The following is a 16,979-nucleotide window of genomic DNA, read 5'->3' as shown; positions in this document are numbered from 1 at the left end:
GATATCAGGCCTCACTCAGCAGCCGCATCGCCTGATGCGGCTGTATTGCTGTGGTTGACGCCCTTTTTCGGAGTAAGGTTCTCAGCGTAATCCCACTAATCCCTGGTGTTATCCATAGCAATCCAGCCAGGTACAACAACCTCAGCCAATCCCCCCTGTCAACGCGGTAATCCATTGCCGCCAGAACGCCACGAACCACACTCATGGCAAAAAAGCGACACGCCCCATCCCGGATAACTCGACTTACCAAAACGAGCCCATTACAAACAGGGACGCAAATAACTCTGGCTATCTGTTAAATGAATAATCTAAAATAGCCGTCCGGATGTGAATCCATCTATATCGATTCACTGTTAGACTGTCTGTTTTTCAATCTGTGCCAATGAGTTATCAGATTGATTTATTCCGCTACACTTACTCATTCAACAGCAGCCTGAACTAAACGAATTCTCTTAGGGTGAAAAAAATATGGCCAAACACCTTTTTACGTCCGAGTCAGTATCTGAAGGGCATCCCGATAAAATCGCAGACCAAATTTCTGATGCGGTTCTTGACGCAATCCTTGAGCAAGACCCGAAAGCGCGTGTTGCGTGCGAAACCTATGTCAAAACAGGCATGGTATTAGTCGGTGGCGAAATCACCACCAAAGCATGGGTTGATATTGAAGAAATCACACGTCAGACCGTGCGTGACATTGGATATATACATTCTGACATGGGCTTTGACGCTAACTCTTGCGCTGTTCTGAGCGCTATCGGTAAGCAGTCTCCTGATATTAACCAAGGTGTCGATCGCACAGATCCACTGGAGCAAGGTGCTGGTGACCAGGGGCTGATGTTCGGCTACGCCACCAATGAAACTGACGTTTTAATGCCTGCACCTATTACTTATGCTCACCGTTTGGTACAGCGTCAGTCTGAAGTCCGTAAAAATGGCACCTTGCCATGGCTGCGTCCGGATGCAAAAAGTCAAATTACCTTCCAGTATGACGACGGTAAAATTGTTGGTATCGATGCGGTTGTTCTCTCTACTCAGCATGCGGAATCCATTGCCCTGAAAGATCTTCAGGAAGCCGTCATGGAAGAGATTATCAAGCCAGTTCTGCCTGAAGAATGGCTGAATGCCCAGACTAAATATCACATCAACCCAACAGGGCGTTTTGTGATCGGTGGCCCAATGGGTGACTGTGGTCTGACGGGTCGTAAAATTATCGTGGATACCTACGGTGGTATGGCACGTCACGGGGGCGGCGCTTTCTCAGGTAAAGATCCCTCTAAAGTAGACCGTTCAGCCGCTTATGCTGCACGCTATGTGGCAAAAAATATTGTTGCTGCTGGTCTGGCTGACCGCTGTGAAATTCAGGTTTCTTACGCGATTGGTGTGGCTGAACCCACTTCCATTATGGTGGAAACCTTTGGCACCGAGAAAATTGCTATCGAACAACTGAACCTGCTGGTACGTGAGTTCTTTGACCTGCGTCCATATGGCTTGATTCAGATGCTTGACCTGCTGCACCCTATCTATAAAGAGACTGCCGCTTATGGTCACTTTGGCCGTGAACATTTCCCATGGGAAAAAACGGACAAAGCCGCACAATTACGCGAAGCTGCTGGACTGATTTAATTTATTTCAGCATTACAGCATAAAGGCCAGCATTGCTGGCCTTTAATATTTTTGCTCGGCAGAGAGTGATAACGCCCTGCCAGCATACTCTGCTATTTAGAGGCAAAAGGGTTAAGCCAGCGATACCACCATGTTGGACGCCAGTATTTTCTAATAACAGGAGCCGTTGATGGCCGACGATTGTGTACTTTCAACGTCACCCAGTTGAAGTTCAGAAAGATACGGCTATGCCCATACTCCTTACCAAACAAATTGCACTCATCGCGCTTGCGTAAATCAACCGGGGTATTCGCTGAGAGATCACGGTTCAAAGAGTGATAACTCTTTTTACGATCCAGTTCACGCTCATAGCACCAGACAGACTTCGGCAAATAGCGCTGACGTGATCCCTGATATTTTTGGTACTTAACAAAACGATAGTCTTCAGCCCCATAGTTACCGGAAAATTCTTCATCATAGCCATGGAAACGCATAAAGCGAGCGCGGCTCATAAAGAACAGGTTCGAGTGACCTTTATAAATTTCACCATCCGGTTTTTTACGACGCATTTTATAAAAATTACGTCCTGGCTCTGGATGGTCAGCCAGATAACGCAGCGTTTCAGCGGGAAAAGCATGGTCAAGGTCAGACAGCAGAATTTTATCCGACTTGGCGTAAGTCACCCCAAGATTACGTGCTCCGCCCTGATTCCATTTGATATCCGTGGTGATACGCAGCCAGGTGAAATTCAGGTTCAGATCAGGAACGTCATACTCCAGGGGCGAGCAGTCATCAACGATAATGAATTCAACGCGATCCAAAACATCTGCCGGATAAGCCTCATACTCTCTTAGTAAGGAGGTTACAGACTCTATAGACTCTTGATTACAGTAAAAGTGGGTCACATATGTCAGGTCGATGTGAGACTTGTCTAACGGGTGACGGCTATTAATTAAGCTTGTTATTGAATTTGTCATAGTTATCTATCGTGTCGTTCGTCCACATCCATCGTCTCCAGGGGCGTAAAGAATAACCTGAAGCGTGCCATGGGTTAACAGAAAAACACTCCCATCATAAATATAAGAGTGCTCACCCTTTCAGACATGATAACAAATCTCAATTAATTGCTCTCCTCCGTAGATGACGATAATTTCACGTCACAGAGCCAGATGAAATATAACCGCCTGACTTGTCACTACTGGGTTACCCTTTAGCGCTTCAATATTGAGGGGTTGCCCCCAAGGCCTTGTGGCATTATTCTCACCGCTTATGAAAGTACCTCGTATCCCTATCGCCATTCAGCAGGCCGTTATGTGCTGTCTGCGAGAAAAACTCACACAAGCAAATACCTTTTTGCAATGTGACTACCCTCTTCCCAGTGTGCTCTACCAGCAGCGCGGCACGGCTGCAGGCACCGCCTGGCTTGAAAAGAACGAAATCCGTCTGAACCCAGTACTGTTACTGGAAAACCAACAGCCTTTTATCGATGAGGTCGTGCCCCATGAACTGGCGCATATTCTGGTCTGGAAACACTTTGGCCGTACCCCACCTCATGGTAAGGAGTGGAAATGGATGATGCAGACTGTGCTGGGTGTTACCCCCCGCCGTACACATCAGTTCGCAGTACAATCTGTGAGCACCAACACGTTTCCCTATCACTGCCCTTGCCAGCAGCATCAGCTCACAGTGCGTCGCCATAATCGCGTGATACGTGGTGAAACACAGTACCGCTGTACTCGCTGTGGTCAGCCACTTAAACCCGGCCTCACCACGCAATAGATTTACTGACTATTTCTGGACGTTATTACCGAATCACTGATTGAAACTGGATAAATCATCAGGTAGGGTTTCCGCGTGTTTTTGAAAGGGTTTTGGAAATGTCTCGAAAGTTATCTTCCGCCATTGCATTTATTGCATTACTCAGTTCATTCAGTACGTTTGCCCAGACCATTAATAATTTTTCCCAGGCGAAAACAGCCGGGGTTAAAGTTAATGCCGATGCTCCCGGTGATTTCTATTGTGGTTGTAAGATAACCTGGGAAGGAAAAAAAGGAATACCAGACCTGGAATCATGTGGCTATAAAATCCGCAAAAATAAAGAACGGGCTACACGCATTGAGTGGGAACATGTGATGCCCGCCTGGCAGTTTGGTCATCAGTTACAATGCTGGCAGGAAGGTGGGCGTAAAAACTGCGCCAAAGACCCTGAGTACCGTAAAGTCGAAAGTGATATGCATAACCTTCAGCCCGCCGTCGGAGAGGTCAATGCTGACCGCAGTAACTTTATGTACAGCCAGTGGAATGGTGGCGAAGGGCAGTATGGTCAATGCGCCATGAAAATTGACTTTAAAGGAAAGCTTGCCGAGCCGCCAGCCCGGGCTCGCGGTGCTATTGCTCGCACTTATTTTTATATGCGTGACCAATATAAATTGCCACTTTCCCGGCAACAGACCCAACTGTTTCAGGCATGGGATAAACTCTACCCAGTAACAGACTGGGAGTGTGAGCGTGATAAACGTATCGCTAAAATTCAGGGGAATAGTAACCCTTATGTGCTACGGGCTTGCCAGGGGCGAAACAGCTAACCTACACTAGCGGCAACTGCTTATTTTGCCGCGGTGATTTGTTTCCCGCCAAACCTAAACCGGAAAAAATTTCATGCGTATACCTCGCATTCACCACCCCTCCCCGTTAACCGTGGGTCTGGTGACGCCACTGAACGAAGATGCGGCCAACCATGTGGGCCGCGTACTGCGCATGCAGGCAGGCCAGGCACTACAGCTCTTTGACGGGAGCAATCAAGTATTTGAAGCTGTCATTAAACAGGCGGATAAAAAAAACGTTCTGGTAGAAATACTCTCTGCCAGCGAAGATAACCGGGAATCCCCACTCTGGCTGCACCTTGGGCAAGTGATGTCCCGGGGCGAAAAAATGGAGTTCACCATCCAGAAAGCGGTTGAATTGGGTGTCAGTGTTATCACGCCCCTTTATTCCGAACGCTGTGGTGTCAAACTTGATGCTGAACGCCTCAGTAAAAAACTGGGGCAATGGCAAAAAATTGCTATCGCGGCCTGTGAACAATGTGGACGAAATTGGATCCCTGAGATTCTCCCCGTGATGAGCCTGGAAGCCTGGTGTGCAGAACAAGAACAAGGGCTTAAACTCAATTTACACCCACGGGCCTGTGCCAGTATTAATACTCTGCCTCAACCGGTGGATCGTGTTCGCCTGCTGATAGGCCCGGAAGGTGGGCTTTCAGCTGATGAAATCGCCATGACAGCTGGACACCAATTTACTGATATCCTGTTAGGACCTCGTGTTCTGCGTACTGAGACAACTGCGCTCACCGCCATTACCGCACTTCAGGTGCGCTTTGGCGACCTGGGCTAAAGAGGAAGTAACTATGATTAAGCTCGGCATTGTGATGGATCCCATCACACAGATTAATATTAAAAAAGACTCAAGCTTCGCCATGCTTCTGCAAGCACAACATCGCGGTTATGAGCTGCACTATATGGAAATGGCTGATCTCTATCTGAATAATGGAGAAGCGCGTGCCCGTACTCGCTTGCTGAGTGTTGAACAGAATTACGAGAATTGGTACAGCTTCGGTAGTGAGCAGGATATTTCCCTGTCTGATCTTGATGTTATCCTGATGCGTAAAGATCCGCCCTTTGATACCGAGTTTATCTACGCCACTTACATTCTTGAACGTGCTGAAGAGAAAGGGACACTCATCGTTAATAAACCACGCAGCCTGCGGGATTGTAACGAGAAGTTGTTTACAGCCTGGTTCTCCGATCTGACCCCGGAAACGCTGGTCACCCGGAATAAAACCCAGCTCAAAGCTTTTTGGCAGCAGCATGGGGACATCATTCTGAAACCGCTGGATGGCATGGGTGGCGCATCCATCTTCCGCGTGAAAGAAGGGGATCCTAACCTGGGGGTTATTGCTGAAACTCTCACGGAGTTGGGTACACGTTATTGTATGGCCCAGAACTACCTTCCCGCGATTAAAGACGGTGATAAGCGCGTCTTAGTGATCGATGGCGAGCCAGTACCTTACTGTCTGGCACGGATCCCACAGGGGGGGGAAACCCGGGGGAATCTGGCTGCAGGTGGACGAGGTGAACCTCGTCCATTAAGCGACAGCGACTGGGAAATCGCACGCCGTGTTGGGCCTGAGCTCAAAGCAAGAGGTTTAATTTTTGTCGGGCTGGATATCATTGGTGACCGTCTGACAGAAATTAACGTGACCAGCCCAACCTGTATCCGTGAGATTGAAGCGGAATTTCCGGTGTCCATTACCAGCATGCTGTTTGATGCCATTGAAAAGCGACTGGCTAAATAAAACTCCCTACGGGTCTTGTCCCTGTCCTGTCGCACCATCACGCCTTGTATCGGTCTCCCAGGGTTCGTTCCTGGGTAGCCCGATTCTGTTTATTAATGATAGACTGCGCAGAATACGTCCATTGACTGCCGTTTTTCTAACCGGGACAACACGCACTGACAATGAATTTACAGCATCATTTTCTTATTGCCATGCCGGCGCTTCAGGACCCCTTGTTTAAGCGCTCTGTCGTTTATATTTGCGAATATAACGAAGATGGTGCAATGGGTATAATTATTAACAAACCACTGGAAAACCTTCAAATTGAAGGCATTCTTGAAAAGCTCAAGATTGAACCGGACCCTCGTGATATCAATATCAGACTTGATAAACCTGTTTTTATCGGTGGTCCCCTGTCCGAAGACCGGGGGTTTATCCTGCACTCTTCAGCCAGCGAGTTTGGCTCCAGCATTCGTATCTCTGACGATGTGGTGATAACCACCTCCCGTGATGTCCTTGAAACACTTGGCACCGCTCAACAGCCAGAAGATGTTCTGGTTGCACTGGGTTATGCCTCCTGGGACAAGGGTCAGCTGGAGCAAGAAATCATGGAAAATGCCTGGTTAACCGCCCCCGCAAGTGCAGATATTCTGTTCCGGACGCCTATTTCTGAACGCTGGCGTGAAGCCGCCCGCCTGGTCGGGGTTGATATCCATAACATGCCAGCTGAAGCGGGGCACGCCTGATGAGTAATGGTACCTTGATGGCCTTTGACTTTGGCACCAAAAGTATTGGTGTCGCCATTGGTCAGCGCATTACTGGTACGGCCAGGCCATTAACCGCATTAAAAGCTCAGGATGGAACACCTGACTGGAACGTGCTGGAAAAGCTTATCAAAGAATGGCAACCAGAAGAGGTCGTGGTTGGGCTCCCGCTTAACATGGATGGTACAGAACAACCACTGACGGCCAGAGCACGTAAATTCGCCAATCGTCTTCATGGCCGGTTTGGCGTTAAAGTCGTCTTGCAAGATGAACGTCTCAGCACGGTAGAGGCCAGGGCTGGTCTGTTTGAGCAAGGAGGATTTCGGGCGCTGAATAAGGGTAGTGTTGATTCAGCTTCAGCAGTGATTATTCTGGAAAGCTGGTTTGAGTACCATCCCTGAATATTTATTTTTACATACCTTGCCTCAAAAATAAGCCCCTGGCGCCACTAAACAGCCAGGGGCTTTTTGTTTGCCCAAAAAGCTGGCATAAACCGTCAGACAGCTTTCTTTATCTCTGCGTCTGTTTCATTCGGGTTATGTTCCAGCTCTTTGCTTAAGAAATAATTTAAAAATGTTCGGATAACCGCAATGATACCCAGTTTGATCAGACTGTCTAAATCAGGATCTACGGTGGTCACTAAAATATCAGCCGCCAACTGAAACTCCAGTGCGGTAGCTAGCCAATTTCCAAAACAGTAACGCGCCGCACGCCCCTGTTTTACTTTGATCAAAATAACTAACGTTTTCCCTAACCCGATAACCACACAGATAACGGAAATCGTCTCCAGCAACAGCTGGAGGTAGCTAACACATGAAACGAGTAATTCCCGTAAAAACAGTAAATCTGGCATCGAATCATCCTAATAAGCAGATTAAAACATCTCATATCTTCAATATTAAATAACTCACATTGCCGGGGATCATCCCCCGATCTGAACGGTGAATGGTATAAAACAGTATGTCGCGCATTATATACTAAATAATCAGAATGGCGGGAAGGGGTTAATGCAAGACGCCCCCGCAGGCAGCATGGTGGAAGACCTCATCACGATATTATGAATAGGTTGCCTCCGGGTTAAGGTATCCCTCCTCGCCAGAGTCCAGCAACTGCCTCCGGCTCTGCTCAAAGCTTTGCATCCCTTTGCGCTGACCCGTTTGCAGTATCCCCGGGAGCTGCCAAATTTTTCCTTCCCGAATAATATTAGCCACCGCGGGGAGATTCAGTAACAGTTCAAACAGGGCTTGCTGCCTGCCCGTTGGCGTCATTACTAATTTCTGTGCCAGTATGGCACGCAGGCTCCCGGCTAACTGATAACGCACCCACTCTTTCTCTGATGCTGGAAAAACATTGATCAGCCGTTCAATCGCCTGAACTGAATCACGGGCATGTAATGTGGCCAGAACCAAATGGCCAGTTTCCGCTGCGGTTAAGGCCAGACGAAGGGTGTCACAGTCCCGCAATTCCCCCAGTACAATAACATCGGGATCCTGCCGCAAGGCCGCTTTTAACCCACTGAAAAAGCAGGCACAGTGCTGGCCTATTTCCCGCTGTTGTATCAGGCAAAGCGCTGACTGATGCAGATACTCCACAGGTTCCTCAAGCATCATAATGTGCCCGGAAAATTGCTGGTTGATCTGTTCCACCATCGCTGCCAGCGATGTGGATTTACCGCTACCAGTAGCCCCAGCCAGTAAGATCAAACCGTCTGTTTGTTGTAGTAATGGCAAAACACTGGCAGGCATTCCTAACGCATCAAGACGCGGGCATTGATCGGGTAATAACCGCACGGCCAGGGCATAGCCCTGTTGCTGGCAGAATGCTTGTCCACGCAGCCTGATACCGTTGTTTATTGTCAGACTAAAATCCACCTGACCGTCACCCAGAAGCTGATCCTTTTGGGTTTCGTTTAACCATTTATCGATAACCTCCCCAGCAGAAGGCCCGGACTCAGAACAGACCTCCAGCTTTCCCTGTCGTCGCCAGCGTATCGGTTGGTGCGGACACAGGTGTAGATCAGACGCATTATGCTTTACACTAAGGGATACAATTTCGTCGATATCCATATCACTCCCAACATCATGACTGAAATAGCGCATAACTTGGCACAGATTCATCAAAAAATCGCAACAGCTTCAGCGCGTTGCGGGCGAACACCAGAAGACGTTATATTGCTTGCAGTGAGTAAAACGAAACCTGTGCAGGCTATCTCAGAAGCCATAGCAGCAGGACAGCGGTTATTTGGTGAAAACTATGTTCAGGAAGGGGTGAATAAGATTCATCACTTTGCGGAACTGGGGATCACTGGCCTGGAATGGCACTTTATCGGCCCGTTACAGTCGAATAAGAGTCGTCTGGTGGCTGAAAATTTTGACTGGTGTCACACCGTGGAAAGTCTGCGTATCGCCACCCGTTTAAATACTCAGCGTCCGCCACATTTACCGCCGCTGAATGTCCTGATTCAAATCAATATCAGTGATGAACAAAGCAAATCAGGCATTTCTCTGGAGCAACTGGACACTCTCGCCACAGAAGTGGCACTGCTCCCTGGGCTCAAGCTGAGAGGGCTAATGGCGATTCCCGCGCCTGAACCTGATTATGATAGTCAGCTTGCCGTTTGCCGCAAAATGGCTGCCGCGTATGAAAAACTTAAACATCGTTACTCAACGGTTGACACCCTCTCCTTGGGCATGAGTGATGACATGGATGCCGCTATCGCCGCGGGGTCAACCATGGTACGTATTGGAACCGCCATTTTTGGCGCACGAGATTATTCTGCTCGTTAATTATTATCATTATTGAGGAACACCATGCTGACGTTGACTTTTCTGGTCAAAACCCTAATTGAGTTGTACGTGATGGTGCTACTGATCCGTATCTGGATGCAGTGGTCACGTTGTGATTTTTATAACCCCCTGGCACAATTTATTGTCAAGGTGACTCAGCCCATTATCAGGCCAATGCGTAAAGTGATCCCAGCACTGGGGCCCATTGACACTTCATCATTGCTGTTAGCTTTTATACTCACCACCTTGAAATACCCTGTTCTGTTATTGATCCAGGTTGGTGTGTTGTCACTTGATCCCATGAACCTGCTGGTTGGCCTGCTGTCACTATTGAAGTCCGCCGGTACTGTCGTGTTCTGGGTAATTATCGTCCGCTCCTTAATGAGCTGGATAAGCCAGGGACGCAGCCCCATTGAGTACGTATTAATTCAGATGACCGAACCAATGATGGCACCGATTCGTCGTATTCTGCCTGCTATGGGTGGCATCGATTTTTCAGCCATGATTGTTATTCTTATCCTTTATGCCCTGAATTATCTGGGAATGGATATTTTTCCGGGGCTCTGGTATTTACTGTGAGTCCAGTAAGTAAGGTACCTGATGGGCTATTACTGCGGCTGTATGTTCAGCCAAAGGCCCATCGGGATAGCCTGGTCGGATTGCATGGGGAGGAGCTGAAAGTTGCCATTACGGCTCCCCCCGTCGACGGTAAAGCCAACAGTTATCTCATCACTTTTTTAGCCAAACAGTTTCGGGTTCCTAAAAATCAGGTGGTTTTAGTGAAAGGTGAAACCAGCCGTCATAAACAGATTAAAATCATCGACCCGCAACAGATCCCAACAGACGTCGCAGCCCTGACTGACCCTTTGGCACAATGACAGGATTCCCCCCACTATGAAACAAGTTGTTCTGGCCACCGGCAATAATGGTAAAGTTCGTGAACTTGCCTGTTTACTGGCTGATTTTGGCCTTAATGTCGTCGCACAAACAGAGCTTGGTGTCAGCTCCGCTGACGAAACCGGCCTGACCTTTATTGAAAATGCCATTATTAAAGCCCGTCATGCAGCTCAGGTTACTGGCTTGCCTGCCATTGCCGATGATTCCGGTTTAGCCGTCGATGCACTGGGTGGTGCGCCGGGGATCTATTCTGCACGCTATGCGGGCGAAGAGGCGACCGATCAACAGAACCTGGAGAAGTTGCTGGTTGCCCTGAAAGATGTTCCAGATACAGAGCGTCAGGCTCAGTTTCATTGCGTTTTGGTTTATATGCGCCACGCCGAAGATCCTACGCCGCTCGTCTTCCATGGCAGCTGGGATGGTATCATTGCCCGAACACCTGCTGGTGAAGGCGGGTTTGGCTATGATCCTATTTTCTTCGTTCCAAGTGAAGGGAGAACAGCCTCCCAACTTTCCCGCGAGGAGAAAAGCGCTATTTCCCACCGAAGACAAGCCCTGAAACTGTTACTGGAAGCTATGCGTAATGGCTAATTTGCCACCTCTGAGTCTTTATATTCATATTCCATGGTGCGTACAGAAGTGTCCTTACTGTGATTTCAACTCTCACGCCTTAAAGGGTGAAGTTCCACATGATGACTATGTCAGTCACTTACTGAGTGATCTGACGCTGGATGTGCCATTAGCCCAGGGGCGTGAAATACAAACCATCTTCATCGGTGGTGGCACCCCGAGTCTGCTATCCAGTGAGGCGATGCAGACCTTGCTCGATGGGGTCAGAGAACGCCTGATACTGGCTGATGACGCAGAAATCACCATGGAAGCCAATCCGGGGACGGTGGAAGCAGATCGTTTTGTTGGGTATCAGCAGGCGGGTATCAACCGTATTTCTATCGGCGTACAGAGCTTCAGTGAGCCTAAACTCAAACGATTAGGCCGTATTCATGATGCGGGGGAAGCCAAACGAGCGGCACACCTGGCTAGTGGCCTGGGATTACGTAGCTTTAATCTTGATTTAATGCATGGCTTACCTGACCAGACACTGGAAGAAGCGCTGGATGATTTACGCCAGGCCATTGCCCTGAACCCGCCTCATTTATCCTGGTATCAGCTGACCATTGAGCCCAATACACTGTTTGGTTCTCGACCACCAGTACTTCCTGATGATGATGCCCTGTGGGATATTTTTGAACAGGGGGATAAGCTACTGACTGCCGCAGGTTATCAGCAATATGAAACCTCGGCTTATGCAAAGCCCGGTTATCAGTGTCAGCATAATTTGAATTACTGGCGATTCGGGGATTACCTCGGCATTGGCTGTGGCGCCCATGGTAAAGTCTCTTTCCCGGATGGCCGTATTCTGCGCACTGAAAAAACCCGCCATCCCCGGGGCTATATGACAGGTAAGTACCTCGATCGCCATCATGATGTGGCACAAAAAGATAAGCCATTTGAATTTTTCATGAACCGCTTACGCTTGCTGGAAGCCGCGCCAAGGGAAGAGTTCACCCGATACACAGGGCTCGAGGAGCATGCTATCCGGTTACCGTTAAACGAAGCATTAGCTAAAGGTTATCTGGTAGAAACGGAAACACACTGGCAAATTACTGAAAAAGGTAAACTGTTTCTGAATTCGTTGCTGGAGCTATTTTTGGCTGAATAATATTTCCGGTGGGTTGCCTGGCAACCCACCATTTTTTTATTTCAGGGTCGTGACCAGAGCTTTACGTTGATCTTCCAGGGATACCACCTTATTACAGACGTCCCGTCCAAACTGTTGGAAGTCTGCCTGCTGGCTCTTCCATTCCGATTGAATAGCTGTTTGTAGTCCCCCCAGGCTGCCGAGTACATTCTGTAGTGGATTTCCCCCCCCACCCAGAACCGCTTTGGCACCCATCTCATTAATGCTGTCCTGCAATAATCCCCCCATAGCCTGATTAACCAGCTGCTGCCCTTCACTACGCACCTGATTAATGGCCTGATAATGGAAAGTTAAACCGTCAGAACGATGTTCTATAATACGATTCATTTGCTCTTTGAGTTGATTATCGAGCGTGGTCAGACGCCCACGCATTTTGCTGTTCTCACCCACTTCCTTGGCAATAATACTATCAAGCGCAGTACGCCCTTTCTCGACACGTTCCCGGGCACCATTATCGATCCATGGCAAATCAGTGCGCAGGGCGGACTGGTATTTTATCGCCTGTTGACGCTGGGCCGCAGTAAGCTGTTTTTCTGCACCATTAAATTGCACATTACCATCTGGTGCAATCACCAGGTTGCCATTCTGGCCCACCACCTGAACCGACTGCGGAGTAATCACAATGTCATCTTTGGGATTAACCCGGCACTGATAATCAGCCCGGGCAGACATGGCCACTGTCACCAGAAGCGCACCTAAAAAAGCCTGACGAAACATAATATCTCCTAAAAAGACAAAGAGGGAAAAACACTGTTTTTCCCTCTTAAGATTCAATTCACGGCTATTATCTGACGTAGCCTCAGTGGATAACTCAATCCCACCATACGTCGAACAAGTCGCTGGTACGAATATTGGTCAGTTTACGTGCCTCAAGCCAGTCACGAATCTGTGCCTGATGTTCCGGAGTACATTTACCAATGTCCTCTGTACAGACCAGCCCTTCCCATGCCAGGTAACCACTGCCATCAAAAGCCAGTTTGTTGGGTGCAATGACTTCAGCAATCAGCGCATCTACAGTTTGATCAATCTGTTCTTCAGACGTGCCTTCTGGAAAGCTCCAGGCAACTGAAAAGCCCACTTCCTGGAACTCATCAATATGCATTTTTTTACGCAAACGACGGCTGCGATTCTTTGCCATTACTTTATCCTCTCGAACATTAAGTCCCATACACCGTGGCCAAGACGCTGCCCACGTTGCTCAAATTTTGTCACCGGGCGTGACTGGGGACGTGGAACATAGCCATTGCTTTCAGACTGGTTTTGATAACCTTCCAGTCCAGACATAACTTCGAGCATATGTTCTGCATAAGGTTCCCAGTCTGTTGCCATATGGAATACCCCCCCAAGCTTCAATTTACTTTTTACCAGTTCAGCAAAAGGTGCCTGAACAATACGGCGTTTATTATGACGCGCTTTATGCCATGGGTCAGGAAAGAATAGCTGTACCATATTCAGTGAATTATCAGGAATCATCTGCTCCAGCACTTCGACTGCGTCATGGCACATCACTCTCAAATTATCGACGCCCATCTCATGGGCCAGGCCCAGGCAAGCACCAACTCCAGGTAAATGCACTTCAATACCGAGGTAATTATGGTGTGAATTCGTGTTCGCCATTGTGACCAACGAAGTCCCCATACCAAAGCCTATCTCCAGGGTGACAGGGCCTTCATTGTGAAATAACGAGGTGAAATCCAGTGGTTCAGCCTGGTATTCAACGCCCATCACCGGCCAGTAGTTATCCAGCGCAAGTTGCTGGCCTTTAGTCAGGCGTCCTTGACGACGAACAAAGCTACGAATACGACGTAGAGCGCGGCCGTCTTCGTTAAATTCCGGTGAAATGACATCATTCTTCATGATTTATTAGTGCTTCGGTTAAGATTTAAGAAAAAAGGCATTATCCAAAGTTAAAGATGAGAAGCAAGTGACTCACCCGACAAAGCCTGTAGCCCTTAAGTTTAGCGTTTTCTATAGCATATATACTAGCCTATACGCCATATGAGCACCGAGTCTTCTTTTATCCACTCACATCTATAAAGAAAGTTCCGGTTTACAGCAGGTTTTCTCTGTGCTGGAATCAGGCCCCCTGACTCACCCTTTGCGGATATTTCCCGTTGATTTTACAAGCTGCCCAATTTTCCCGACAAGTACTGGACTGGTATGATAAATACGGGCGTAAAACCCTGCCCTGGCAACAAGAAAAAACGCCGTATAAAGTCTGGTTATCGGAAGTGATGCTACAACAAACGCAGGTGACGACGGTTATTCCCTACTTTGAGCGTTTTATCGCACGTTTCCCAACGGTTAACAGCCTGGCCAGTGCCCCACAAGATGAAGTTTTGCACTTATGGACGGGGCTTGGCTACTACGCTCGGGCACGCAATCTCCATAAAGCTGCGCAGAAAATTGCCCAGGAATATGACGGGGTATTTCCGGAGACCTTTGAGGAGGTCGCCGCCCTGCCCGGTATCGGTCGTTCGACAGCCGGCGCAGTACTTTCGCTCTCTTTAGGGAAGCATTTCCCGATCCTTGATGGCAATGTAAAACGAGTTTTAGCCCGTTGCTATGCGGTGGATGGCTGGCCTGGGAAAAAAGAGGTAGAAAAACGCCTCTGGGAGATCAGCGAACAAGTGACACCAGCACAAGGTGTTGGTCAGTTTAACCAGGCCATGATGGACTTGGGAGCACTCGTTTGTACTCGTTCCAAGCCTAAATGCACACTTTGCCCGCTCAGTAACGGTTGTGTCGCTCATGCTAACGCAAGCTGGGCCAGTTACCCGGGGAAAAAGCCCAAGACTTCCCTCCCCCAACGGACTGGCTATATGCTGATGATGCAGGAAGGGAATGAGGTATTTCTGGCTAAACGCCCGGCCGTTGGACTTTGGGGAGGGCTTTTTTGCTTTCCACAATTTGCGACGCTGTCTGAGCTTCAAAACTGGCTGACACAACGTGGCCTACCGGCAGGGCAAATAAAACAGCTCACCGCTTTTCGTCATACGTTTAGCCATTTTCATCTGGATATCGTCCCGGTATGGCTTTCGGTATCCTTATCGGGCGGCTGCATGGATGAAGACTCCGGTCTCTGGTATAACTTAGTCCAGCCGCCATCCGTTGGGCTGGCTGCTCCCGTTGAGCGTTTACTACAACAATTACGTGCTGATCCGGTCGTATAAAACCGAATTAAATAAATAAAGGAAACCATAATGAGCAGAACTATTTTTTGTACTTACTTACAACAGGACGCTGAAGGGCAGGACTTCCAGCTGTATCCCGGTGAACTGGGCAAACGGATCTACAATGAAATATCCAAAGAGGCATGGAAGCAGTGGCAAACCAAACAGACAATGCTGATCAACGAAAAAAAAATGAACATGATGAACCCTGAACATCGTAAGATGCTGGAAACCGAGATGATAAATTTCCTGTTTGAGGGTAAAGATGTTCATATTGAAGGCTATACCCCACCAGAAAAACAGTAACCCTCGCAGCTTTTTTGCTAACACAAAAGCATAATGCCGAATGATGAAAAAATTTCTCGCACTGGTCCTTATTGCACCGCTGCTTATCTCTTGCTCCAGCAAGAAAAATGATAATGTCCCTAACCTGGCCTATGAGAAAGATACCAACGGATTCGATATTTTAATGGGGCAATTTGCCAACAATATCGAGAATATCTGGGGGATAAAAGAGGTCTTGATCGCAGGCCCAAAAGACTACGTCAAGTATACCGACCACTATCTTACTCGCAGTCATATTAATTTTGATGCTGGTACAATTACGATAGAAACGATAGCCGGCACTGACCCCACCGGGCATCTGCGCCAGGCTATCGTGACAACGTTATTAATGGGTGATGATCCGGGATCGATCGATCTCTATTCTGACGCCAATGATGTGCTTATCTCAAAAGAGCCATTTTTATACGGGCAGGTTGTGGATAACACCGGGCAGCCGATTCGCTGGCAAGGGCGTGCAGAGAAATTTGCCGATCATTTACTGCAAACCCAGTTGCGTAAACGTACTACTGGGTTAAAAATTGTCTATAGTGTGACGATTAATCTGGTTCCTAATCACCTTGATAAACGTGCCCATAAATATATGTCCATGGTACGTAAAGCATCTAAAAAATATGGTATTGATGAATCACTGATTTTGGCAATTATGCAAACAGAATCAAGCTTTAACCCTTATGCCGTCAGTCATGCTGATGCTTTAGGCCTGATGCAGGTGGTGCAGCACAGTGCCGGTGTGGATGTATTCAGATCCCAAGGGAAAACGGGCAAACCCAGTCGTAGTTTCCTGTTCGATCCGGAAAGTAATATCGATACCGGAACAGCCTACTTAGCGATTCTGCACAATACCTACCTGGGGCAGATAACAAACCCAACCTCACGTCGTTATGCCGTGATAACCGCCTATAATGGTGGGGCAGGAAGTGTACTGCGGGTATTTTCCAGTGATAAAGAACGAGCCTTTAATATCATCAACAGCATGCAGCCTGGAGATGTGTATCAAACCTTAACCACCCGGCATCCCGCCGCAGAATCGCGTCGCTATTTGTATAAAGTCAATACCGCCAATAAAAGTTACCGCCGCAACTAAAAACCCCCCTTCACCTGTACAGGATGAGGGGGAGTTATCCCCCCACCCTATTATCAAAAATAATCATCATCATTTGAATTATGATAATTTTCAGTTAATAGTTAATAGTTAATAGTTAATAGTTACAATTTGATGGTGAATCGTTACTGATTATTAAAACAATCAAAACTGACACTAATATTATTCGATACATGTTCTCTGGTTCCATTTAAAAACGAACATAAATGGTGCACTGGTAA

Annotated in this window: 22 protein-coding genes; 15 read left to right on the top strand and 7 right to left on the bottom strand. The window is 48.0% G+C overall.

The window, feature by feature from the left end; genetic code table 11:
- Positions 1–4 precede the first annotated feature (4 nt).
- The gene (locus JK154_RS13175; RefSeq protein ID WP_211993001.1) at positions 5–250 is read right to left on the bottom strand and encodes a hypothetical protein; all 246 of its coding nucleotides are present in this window, start codon (positions 248–250) and stop codon (positions 5–7) included.
- Positions 251–468: 218 nt separating this feature from the next.
- Between JK154_RS13175 and metK the strand changes: the two genes are divergently transcribed.
- Positions 469–1,623, top strand: a complete 1,155-nt coding sequence (metK, locus tag JK154_RS13170; RefSeq protein ID WP_211993000.1) for a methionine adenosyltransferase — start codon at positions 469–471, stop codon at positions 1,621–1,623.
- Positions 1,624–1,715: 92 nt separating this feature from the next.
- Here the strand turns inward: metK and JK154_RS13165 are convergent, their stop codons facing one another.
- Positions 1,716–2,579 (bottom strand): glycosyltransferase, encoded by an 864-nt coding sequence (locus tag JK154_RS13165; protein ID WP_211992999.1) that lies wholly within the window; start codon positions 2,577–2,579, stop codon positions 1,716–1,718.
- A gap of 292 nt (positions 2,580–2,871) precedes the next feature.
- Between JK154_RS13165 and JK154_RS13160 the strand changes: the two genes are divergently transcribed.
- The 6 genes from JK154_RS13160 to ruvX all read left to right on the top strand — a co-directional run bounded on the left by JK154_RS13160 (position 2,872) and on the right by ruvX (position 7,097).
- The gene (locus JK154_RS13160; RefSeq protein ID WP_211992998.1) at positions 2,872–3,381 is read left to right on the top strand and encodes a SprT family zinc-dependent metalloprotease; all 510 of its coding nucleotides are present in this window, start codon (positions 2,872–2,874) and stop codon (positions 3,379–3,381) included.
- A 98-nt stretch (positions 3,382–3,479) separates the two neighbouring features.
- A complete protein-coding gene (gene endA, locus JK154_RS13155; protein ID WP_211992997.1) occupies positions 3,480–4,187 on the top strand; it encodes a deoxyribonuclease I in 708 nt (235 codons plus the stop codon).
- A gap of 73 nt (positions 4,188–4,260) precedes the next feature.
- Entirely contained in the window at positions 4,261–4,992 is a 732-nt protein-coding gene (gene rsmE / locus JK154_RS13150) for a 16S rRNA (uracil(1498)-N(3))-methyltransferase (RefSeq protein ID WP_211992996.1), read from the top strand.
- 13 nt (positions 4,993–5,005) lie between these two features.
- The gene (gene gshB / locus JK154_RS13145) at positions 5,006–5,953 is read left to right on the top strand and encodes a glutathione synthase (protein WP_211992995.1); all 948 of its coding nucleotides are present in this window, start codon (positions 5,006–5,008) and stop codon (positions 5,951–5,953) included.
- Between the two features lie 161 nt (positions 5,954–6,114).
- Positions 6,115–6,678, top strand: coding sequence for a YqgE/AlgH family protein (locus JK154_RS13140; protein ID WP_211992994.1), 564 nt, complete (start codon positions 6,115–6,117; stop codon positions 6,676–6,678).
- Positions 6,678–7,097: a Holliday junction resolvase RuvX gene (gene ruvX / locus JK154_RS13135; RefSeq protein WP_211992993.1), complete on the top strand. Its 420-nt coding sequence runs from the start codon at positions 6,678–6,680 to the stop codon at positions 7,095–7,097. The genes JK154_RS13140 and ruvX overlap by 1 nt, the downstream gene beginning before the upstream one ends.
- A gap of 95 nt (positions 7,098–7,192) precedes the next feature.
- Here ruvX and JK154_RS13130 read toward each other — a convergent pair whose 3' ends face one another.
- Both JK154_RS13130 and JK154_RS13125 read right to left on the bottom strand, forming a co-directional pair.
- Positions 7,193–7,549, bottom strand: coding sequence for a DUF1622 domain-containing protein (locus tag JK154_RS13130; RefSeq protein WP_211992992.1), 357 nt, complete (start codon positions 7,547–7,549; stop codon positions 7,193–7,195).
- Positions 7,550–7,751: 202 nt separating this feature from the next.
- Positions 7,752–8,762 carry a PilT/PilU family type 4a pilus ATPase gene (locus JK154_RS13125; protein WP_211992991.1) on the bottom strand — a complete coding sequence of 337 codons (1,011 nt, stop codon included), beginning with the start codon at positions 8,760–8,762 and terminating at the stop codon, positions 7,752–7,754.
- Positions 8,763–8,777: 15 nt separating this feature from the next.
- On the opposite strand from JK154_RS13125, the gene JK154_RS13120 reads away from it, so the two are divergent.
- Genes JK154_RS13120 through hemW form a run of 5 tightly spaced genes read left to right on the top strand, consistent with a single transcriptional unit; the run spans position 8,778 to position 12,099 of the window.
- Positions 8,778–9,482, top strand: a complete 705-nt coding sequence (locus JK154_RS13120) for a YggS family pyridoxal phosphate-dependent enzyme (RefSeq protein ID WP_211993050.1) — start codon at positions 8,778–8,780, stop codon at positions 9,480–9,482.
- Positions 9,483–9,506: 24 nt separating this feature from the next.
- A complete protein-coding gene (locus tag JK154_RS13115; RefSeq protein WP_211992990.1) occupies positions 9,507–10,061 on the top strand; it encodes a YggT family protein in 555 nt (184 codons plus the stop codon).
- Positions 10,058–10,360: a DUF167 family protein YggU gene (gene yggU / locus JK154_RS13110; protein ID WP_211992989.1), complete on the top strand. Its 303-nt coding sequence runs from the start codon at positions 10,058–10,060 to the stop codon at positions 10,358–10,360. The genes JK154_RS13115 and yggU overlap by 4 nt, the downstream gene beginning before the upstream one ends.
- A 16-nt stretch (positions 10,361–10,376) precedes the next feature.
- The gene (locus JK154_RS13105) at positions 10,377–10,970 is read left to right on the top strand and encodes an XTP/dITP diphosphatase (protein ID WP_211992988.1); all 594 of its coding nucleotides are present in this window, start codon (positions 10,377–10,379) and stop codon (positions 10,968–10,970) included.
- Complete coding sequence (gene hemW, locus JK154_RS13100) at positions 10,963–12,099, top strand: radical SAM family heme chaperone HemW (protein WP_211992987.1); 1,137 nt, start codon at positions 10,963–10,965, stop codon at positions 12,097–12,099. Before JK154_RS13105 ends, hemW begins: the two co-directional genes overlap by 8 nt.
- 36 nt (positions 12,100–12,135) lie before the next feature.
- On the opposite strand, the gene JK154_RS13095 is transcribed toward hemW, so the two are convergent.
- From JK154_RS13095 to trmB, 3 genes are all read right to left on the bottom strand, one after another.
- Positions 12,136–12,855: a DUF2884 domain-containing protein gene (locus JK154_RS13095; RefSeq protein ID WP_211992986.1), complete on the bottom strand. Its 720-nt coding sequence runs from the start codon at positions 12,853–12,855 to the stop codon at positions 12,136–12,138.
- Between the two features lie 94 nt (positions 12,856–12,949).
- A complete protein-coding gene (locus tag JK154_RS13090; protein ID WP_211992985.1) occupies positions 12,950–13,276 on the bottom strand; it encodes a YggL family protein in 327 nt (108 codons plus the stop codon).
- Positions 13,276–13,995 (bottom strand): tRNA (guanosine(46)-N7)-methyltransferase TrmB, encoded by a 720-nt coding sequence (gene trmB, locus JK154_RS13085; RefSeq protein ID WP_211992984.1) that lies wholly within the window; start codon positions 13,993–13,995, stop codon positions 13,276–13,278. The genes JK154_RS13090 and trmB overlap by 1 nt, the downstream gene beginning before the upstream one ends.
- Positions 13,996–14,252: 257 nt before the next feature.
- On the opposite strand from trmB, the gene mutY reads away from it, so the two are divergent.
- The 3 genes from mutY to mltC are packed head-to-tail and all read left to right on the top strand — an operon-like array spanning position 14,253 to position 16,740.
- Positions 14,253–15,311 (top strand): A/G-specific adenine glycosylase, encoded by a 1,059-nt coding sequence (gene mutY / locus JK154_RS13080; RefSeq protein WP_211992983.1) that lies wholly within the window; start codon positions 14,253–14,255, stop codon positions 15,309–15,311.
- A gap of 30 nt (positions 15,312–15,341) precedes the next feature.
- Positions 15,342–15,617, top strand: coding sequence for an oxidative damage protection protein (locus JK154_RS13075; RefSeq protein ID WP_211992982.1), 276 nt, complete (start codon positions 15,342–15,344; stop codon positions 15,615–15,617).
- A gap of 43 nt (positions 15,618–15,660) precedes the next feature.
- Positions 15,661–16,740: a membrane-bound lytic murein transglycosylase MltC gene (gene mltC, locus JK154_RS13070; RefSeq protein WP_211993049.1), complete on the top strand. Its 1,080-nt coding sequence runs from the start codon at positions 15,661–15,663 to the stop codon at positions 16,738–16,740.
- Positions 16,741–16,979 lie beyond the last annotated feature (239 nt).

Origin of the sequence: Citrobacter sp. JGM124, from assembly GCF_018257795.1 — a bacterium.
Classification (GTDB): Bacteria; Pseudomonadota; Gammaproteobacteria; order Enterobacterales; family Enterobacteriaceae; genus JGM124.
The sequence above is the reverse complement of the archived record's forward strand: the minus strand, read 5'-3'. Positions and strand labels throughout refer to the sequence as shown.

Coding starts and splice junctions, on each gene's coding strand:
- metK (WP_211993000.1), top strand. CDS start 469: ATGGCCAAACACCTTTTTACGTCCGAGTCAGTATCTGAAGGGCATCCC.
- JK154_RS13165 (WP_211992999.1), bottom strand. CDS start 2,579: ATGACAAATTCAATAACAAGCTTAATTAATAGCCGTCACCCGTTAGAC.
- JK154_RS13160 (WP_211992998.1), top strand. CDS start 2,872: ATGAAAGTACCTCGTATCCCTATCGCCATTCAGCAGGCCGTTATGTGC.
- endA (WP_211992997.1), top strand. CDS start 3,480: ATGTCTCGAAAGTTATCTTCCGCCATTGCATTTATTGCATTACTCAGT.
- rsmE (WP_211992996.1), top strand. CDS start 4,261: ATGCGTATACCTCGCATTCACCACCCCTCCCCGTTAACCGTGGGTCTG.
- gshB (WP_211992995.1), top strand. CDS start 5,006: ATGATTAAGCTCGGCATTGTGATGGATCCCATCACACAGATTAATATT.
- JK154_RS13140 (WP_211992994.1), top strand. CDS start 6,115: ATGAATTTACAGCATCATTTTCTTATTGCCATGCCGGCGCTTCAGGAC.
- ruvX (WP_211992993.1), top strand. CDS start 6,678: ATGAGTAATGGTACCTTGATGGCCTTTGACTTTGGCACCAAAAGTATT.
- JK154_RS13130 (WP_211992992.1), bottom strand. CDS start 7,549: ATGCCAGATTTACTGTTTTTACGGGAATTACTCGTTTCATGTGTTAGC.
- JK154_RS13125 (WP_211992991.1), bottom strand. CDS start 8,762: ATGGATATCGACGAAATTGTATCCCTTAGTGTAAAGCATAATGCGTCT.
- JK154_RS13120 (WP_211993050.1), top strand. CDS start 8,778: ATGACTGAAATAGCGCATAACTTGGCACAGATTCATCAAAAAATCGCA.
- JK154_RS13115 (WP_211992990.1), top strand. CDS start 9,507: ATGCTGACGTTGACTTTTCTGGTCAAAACCCTAATTGAGTTGTACGTG.
- JK154_RS13105 (WP_211992988.1), top strand. CDS start 10,377: ATGAAACAAGTTGTTCTGGCCACCGGCAATAATGGTAAAGTTCGTGAA.
- hemW (WP_211992987.1), top strand. CDS start 10,963: ATGGCTAATTTGCCACCTCTGAGTCTTTATATTCATATTCCATGGTGC.
- JK154_RS13095 (WP_211992986.1), bottom strand. CDS start 12,855: ATGTTTCGTCAGGCTTTTTTAGGTGCGCTTCTGGTGACAGTGGCCATG.
- JK154_RS13090 (WP_211992985.1), bottom strand. CDS start 13,276: ATGGCAAAGAATCGCAGCCGTCGTTTGCGTAAAAAAATGCATATTGAT.
- trmB (WP_211992984.1), bottom strand. CDS start 13,995: ATGAAGAATGATGTCATTTCACCGGAATTTAACGAAGACGGCCGCGCT.
- JK154_RS13075 (WP_211992982.1), top strand. CDS start 15,342: ATGAGCAGAACTATTTTTTGTACTTACTTACAACAGGACGCTGAAGGG.
- mltC (WP_211993049.1), top strand. CDS start 15,661: ATGAAAAAATTTCTCGCACTGGTCCTTATTGCACCGCTGCTTATCTCT.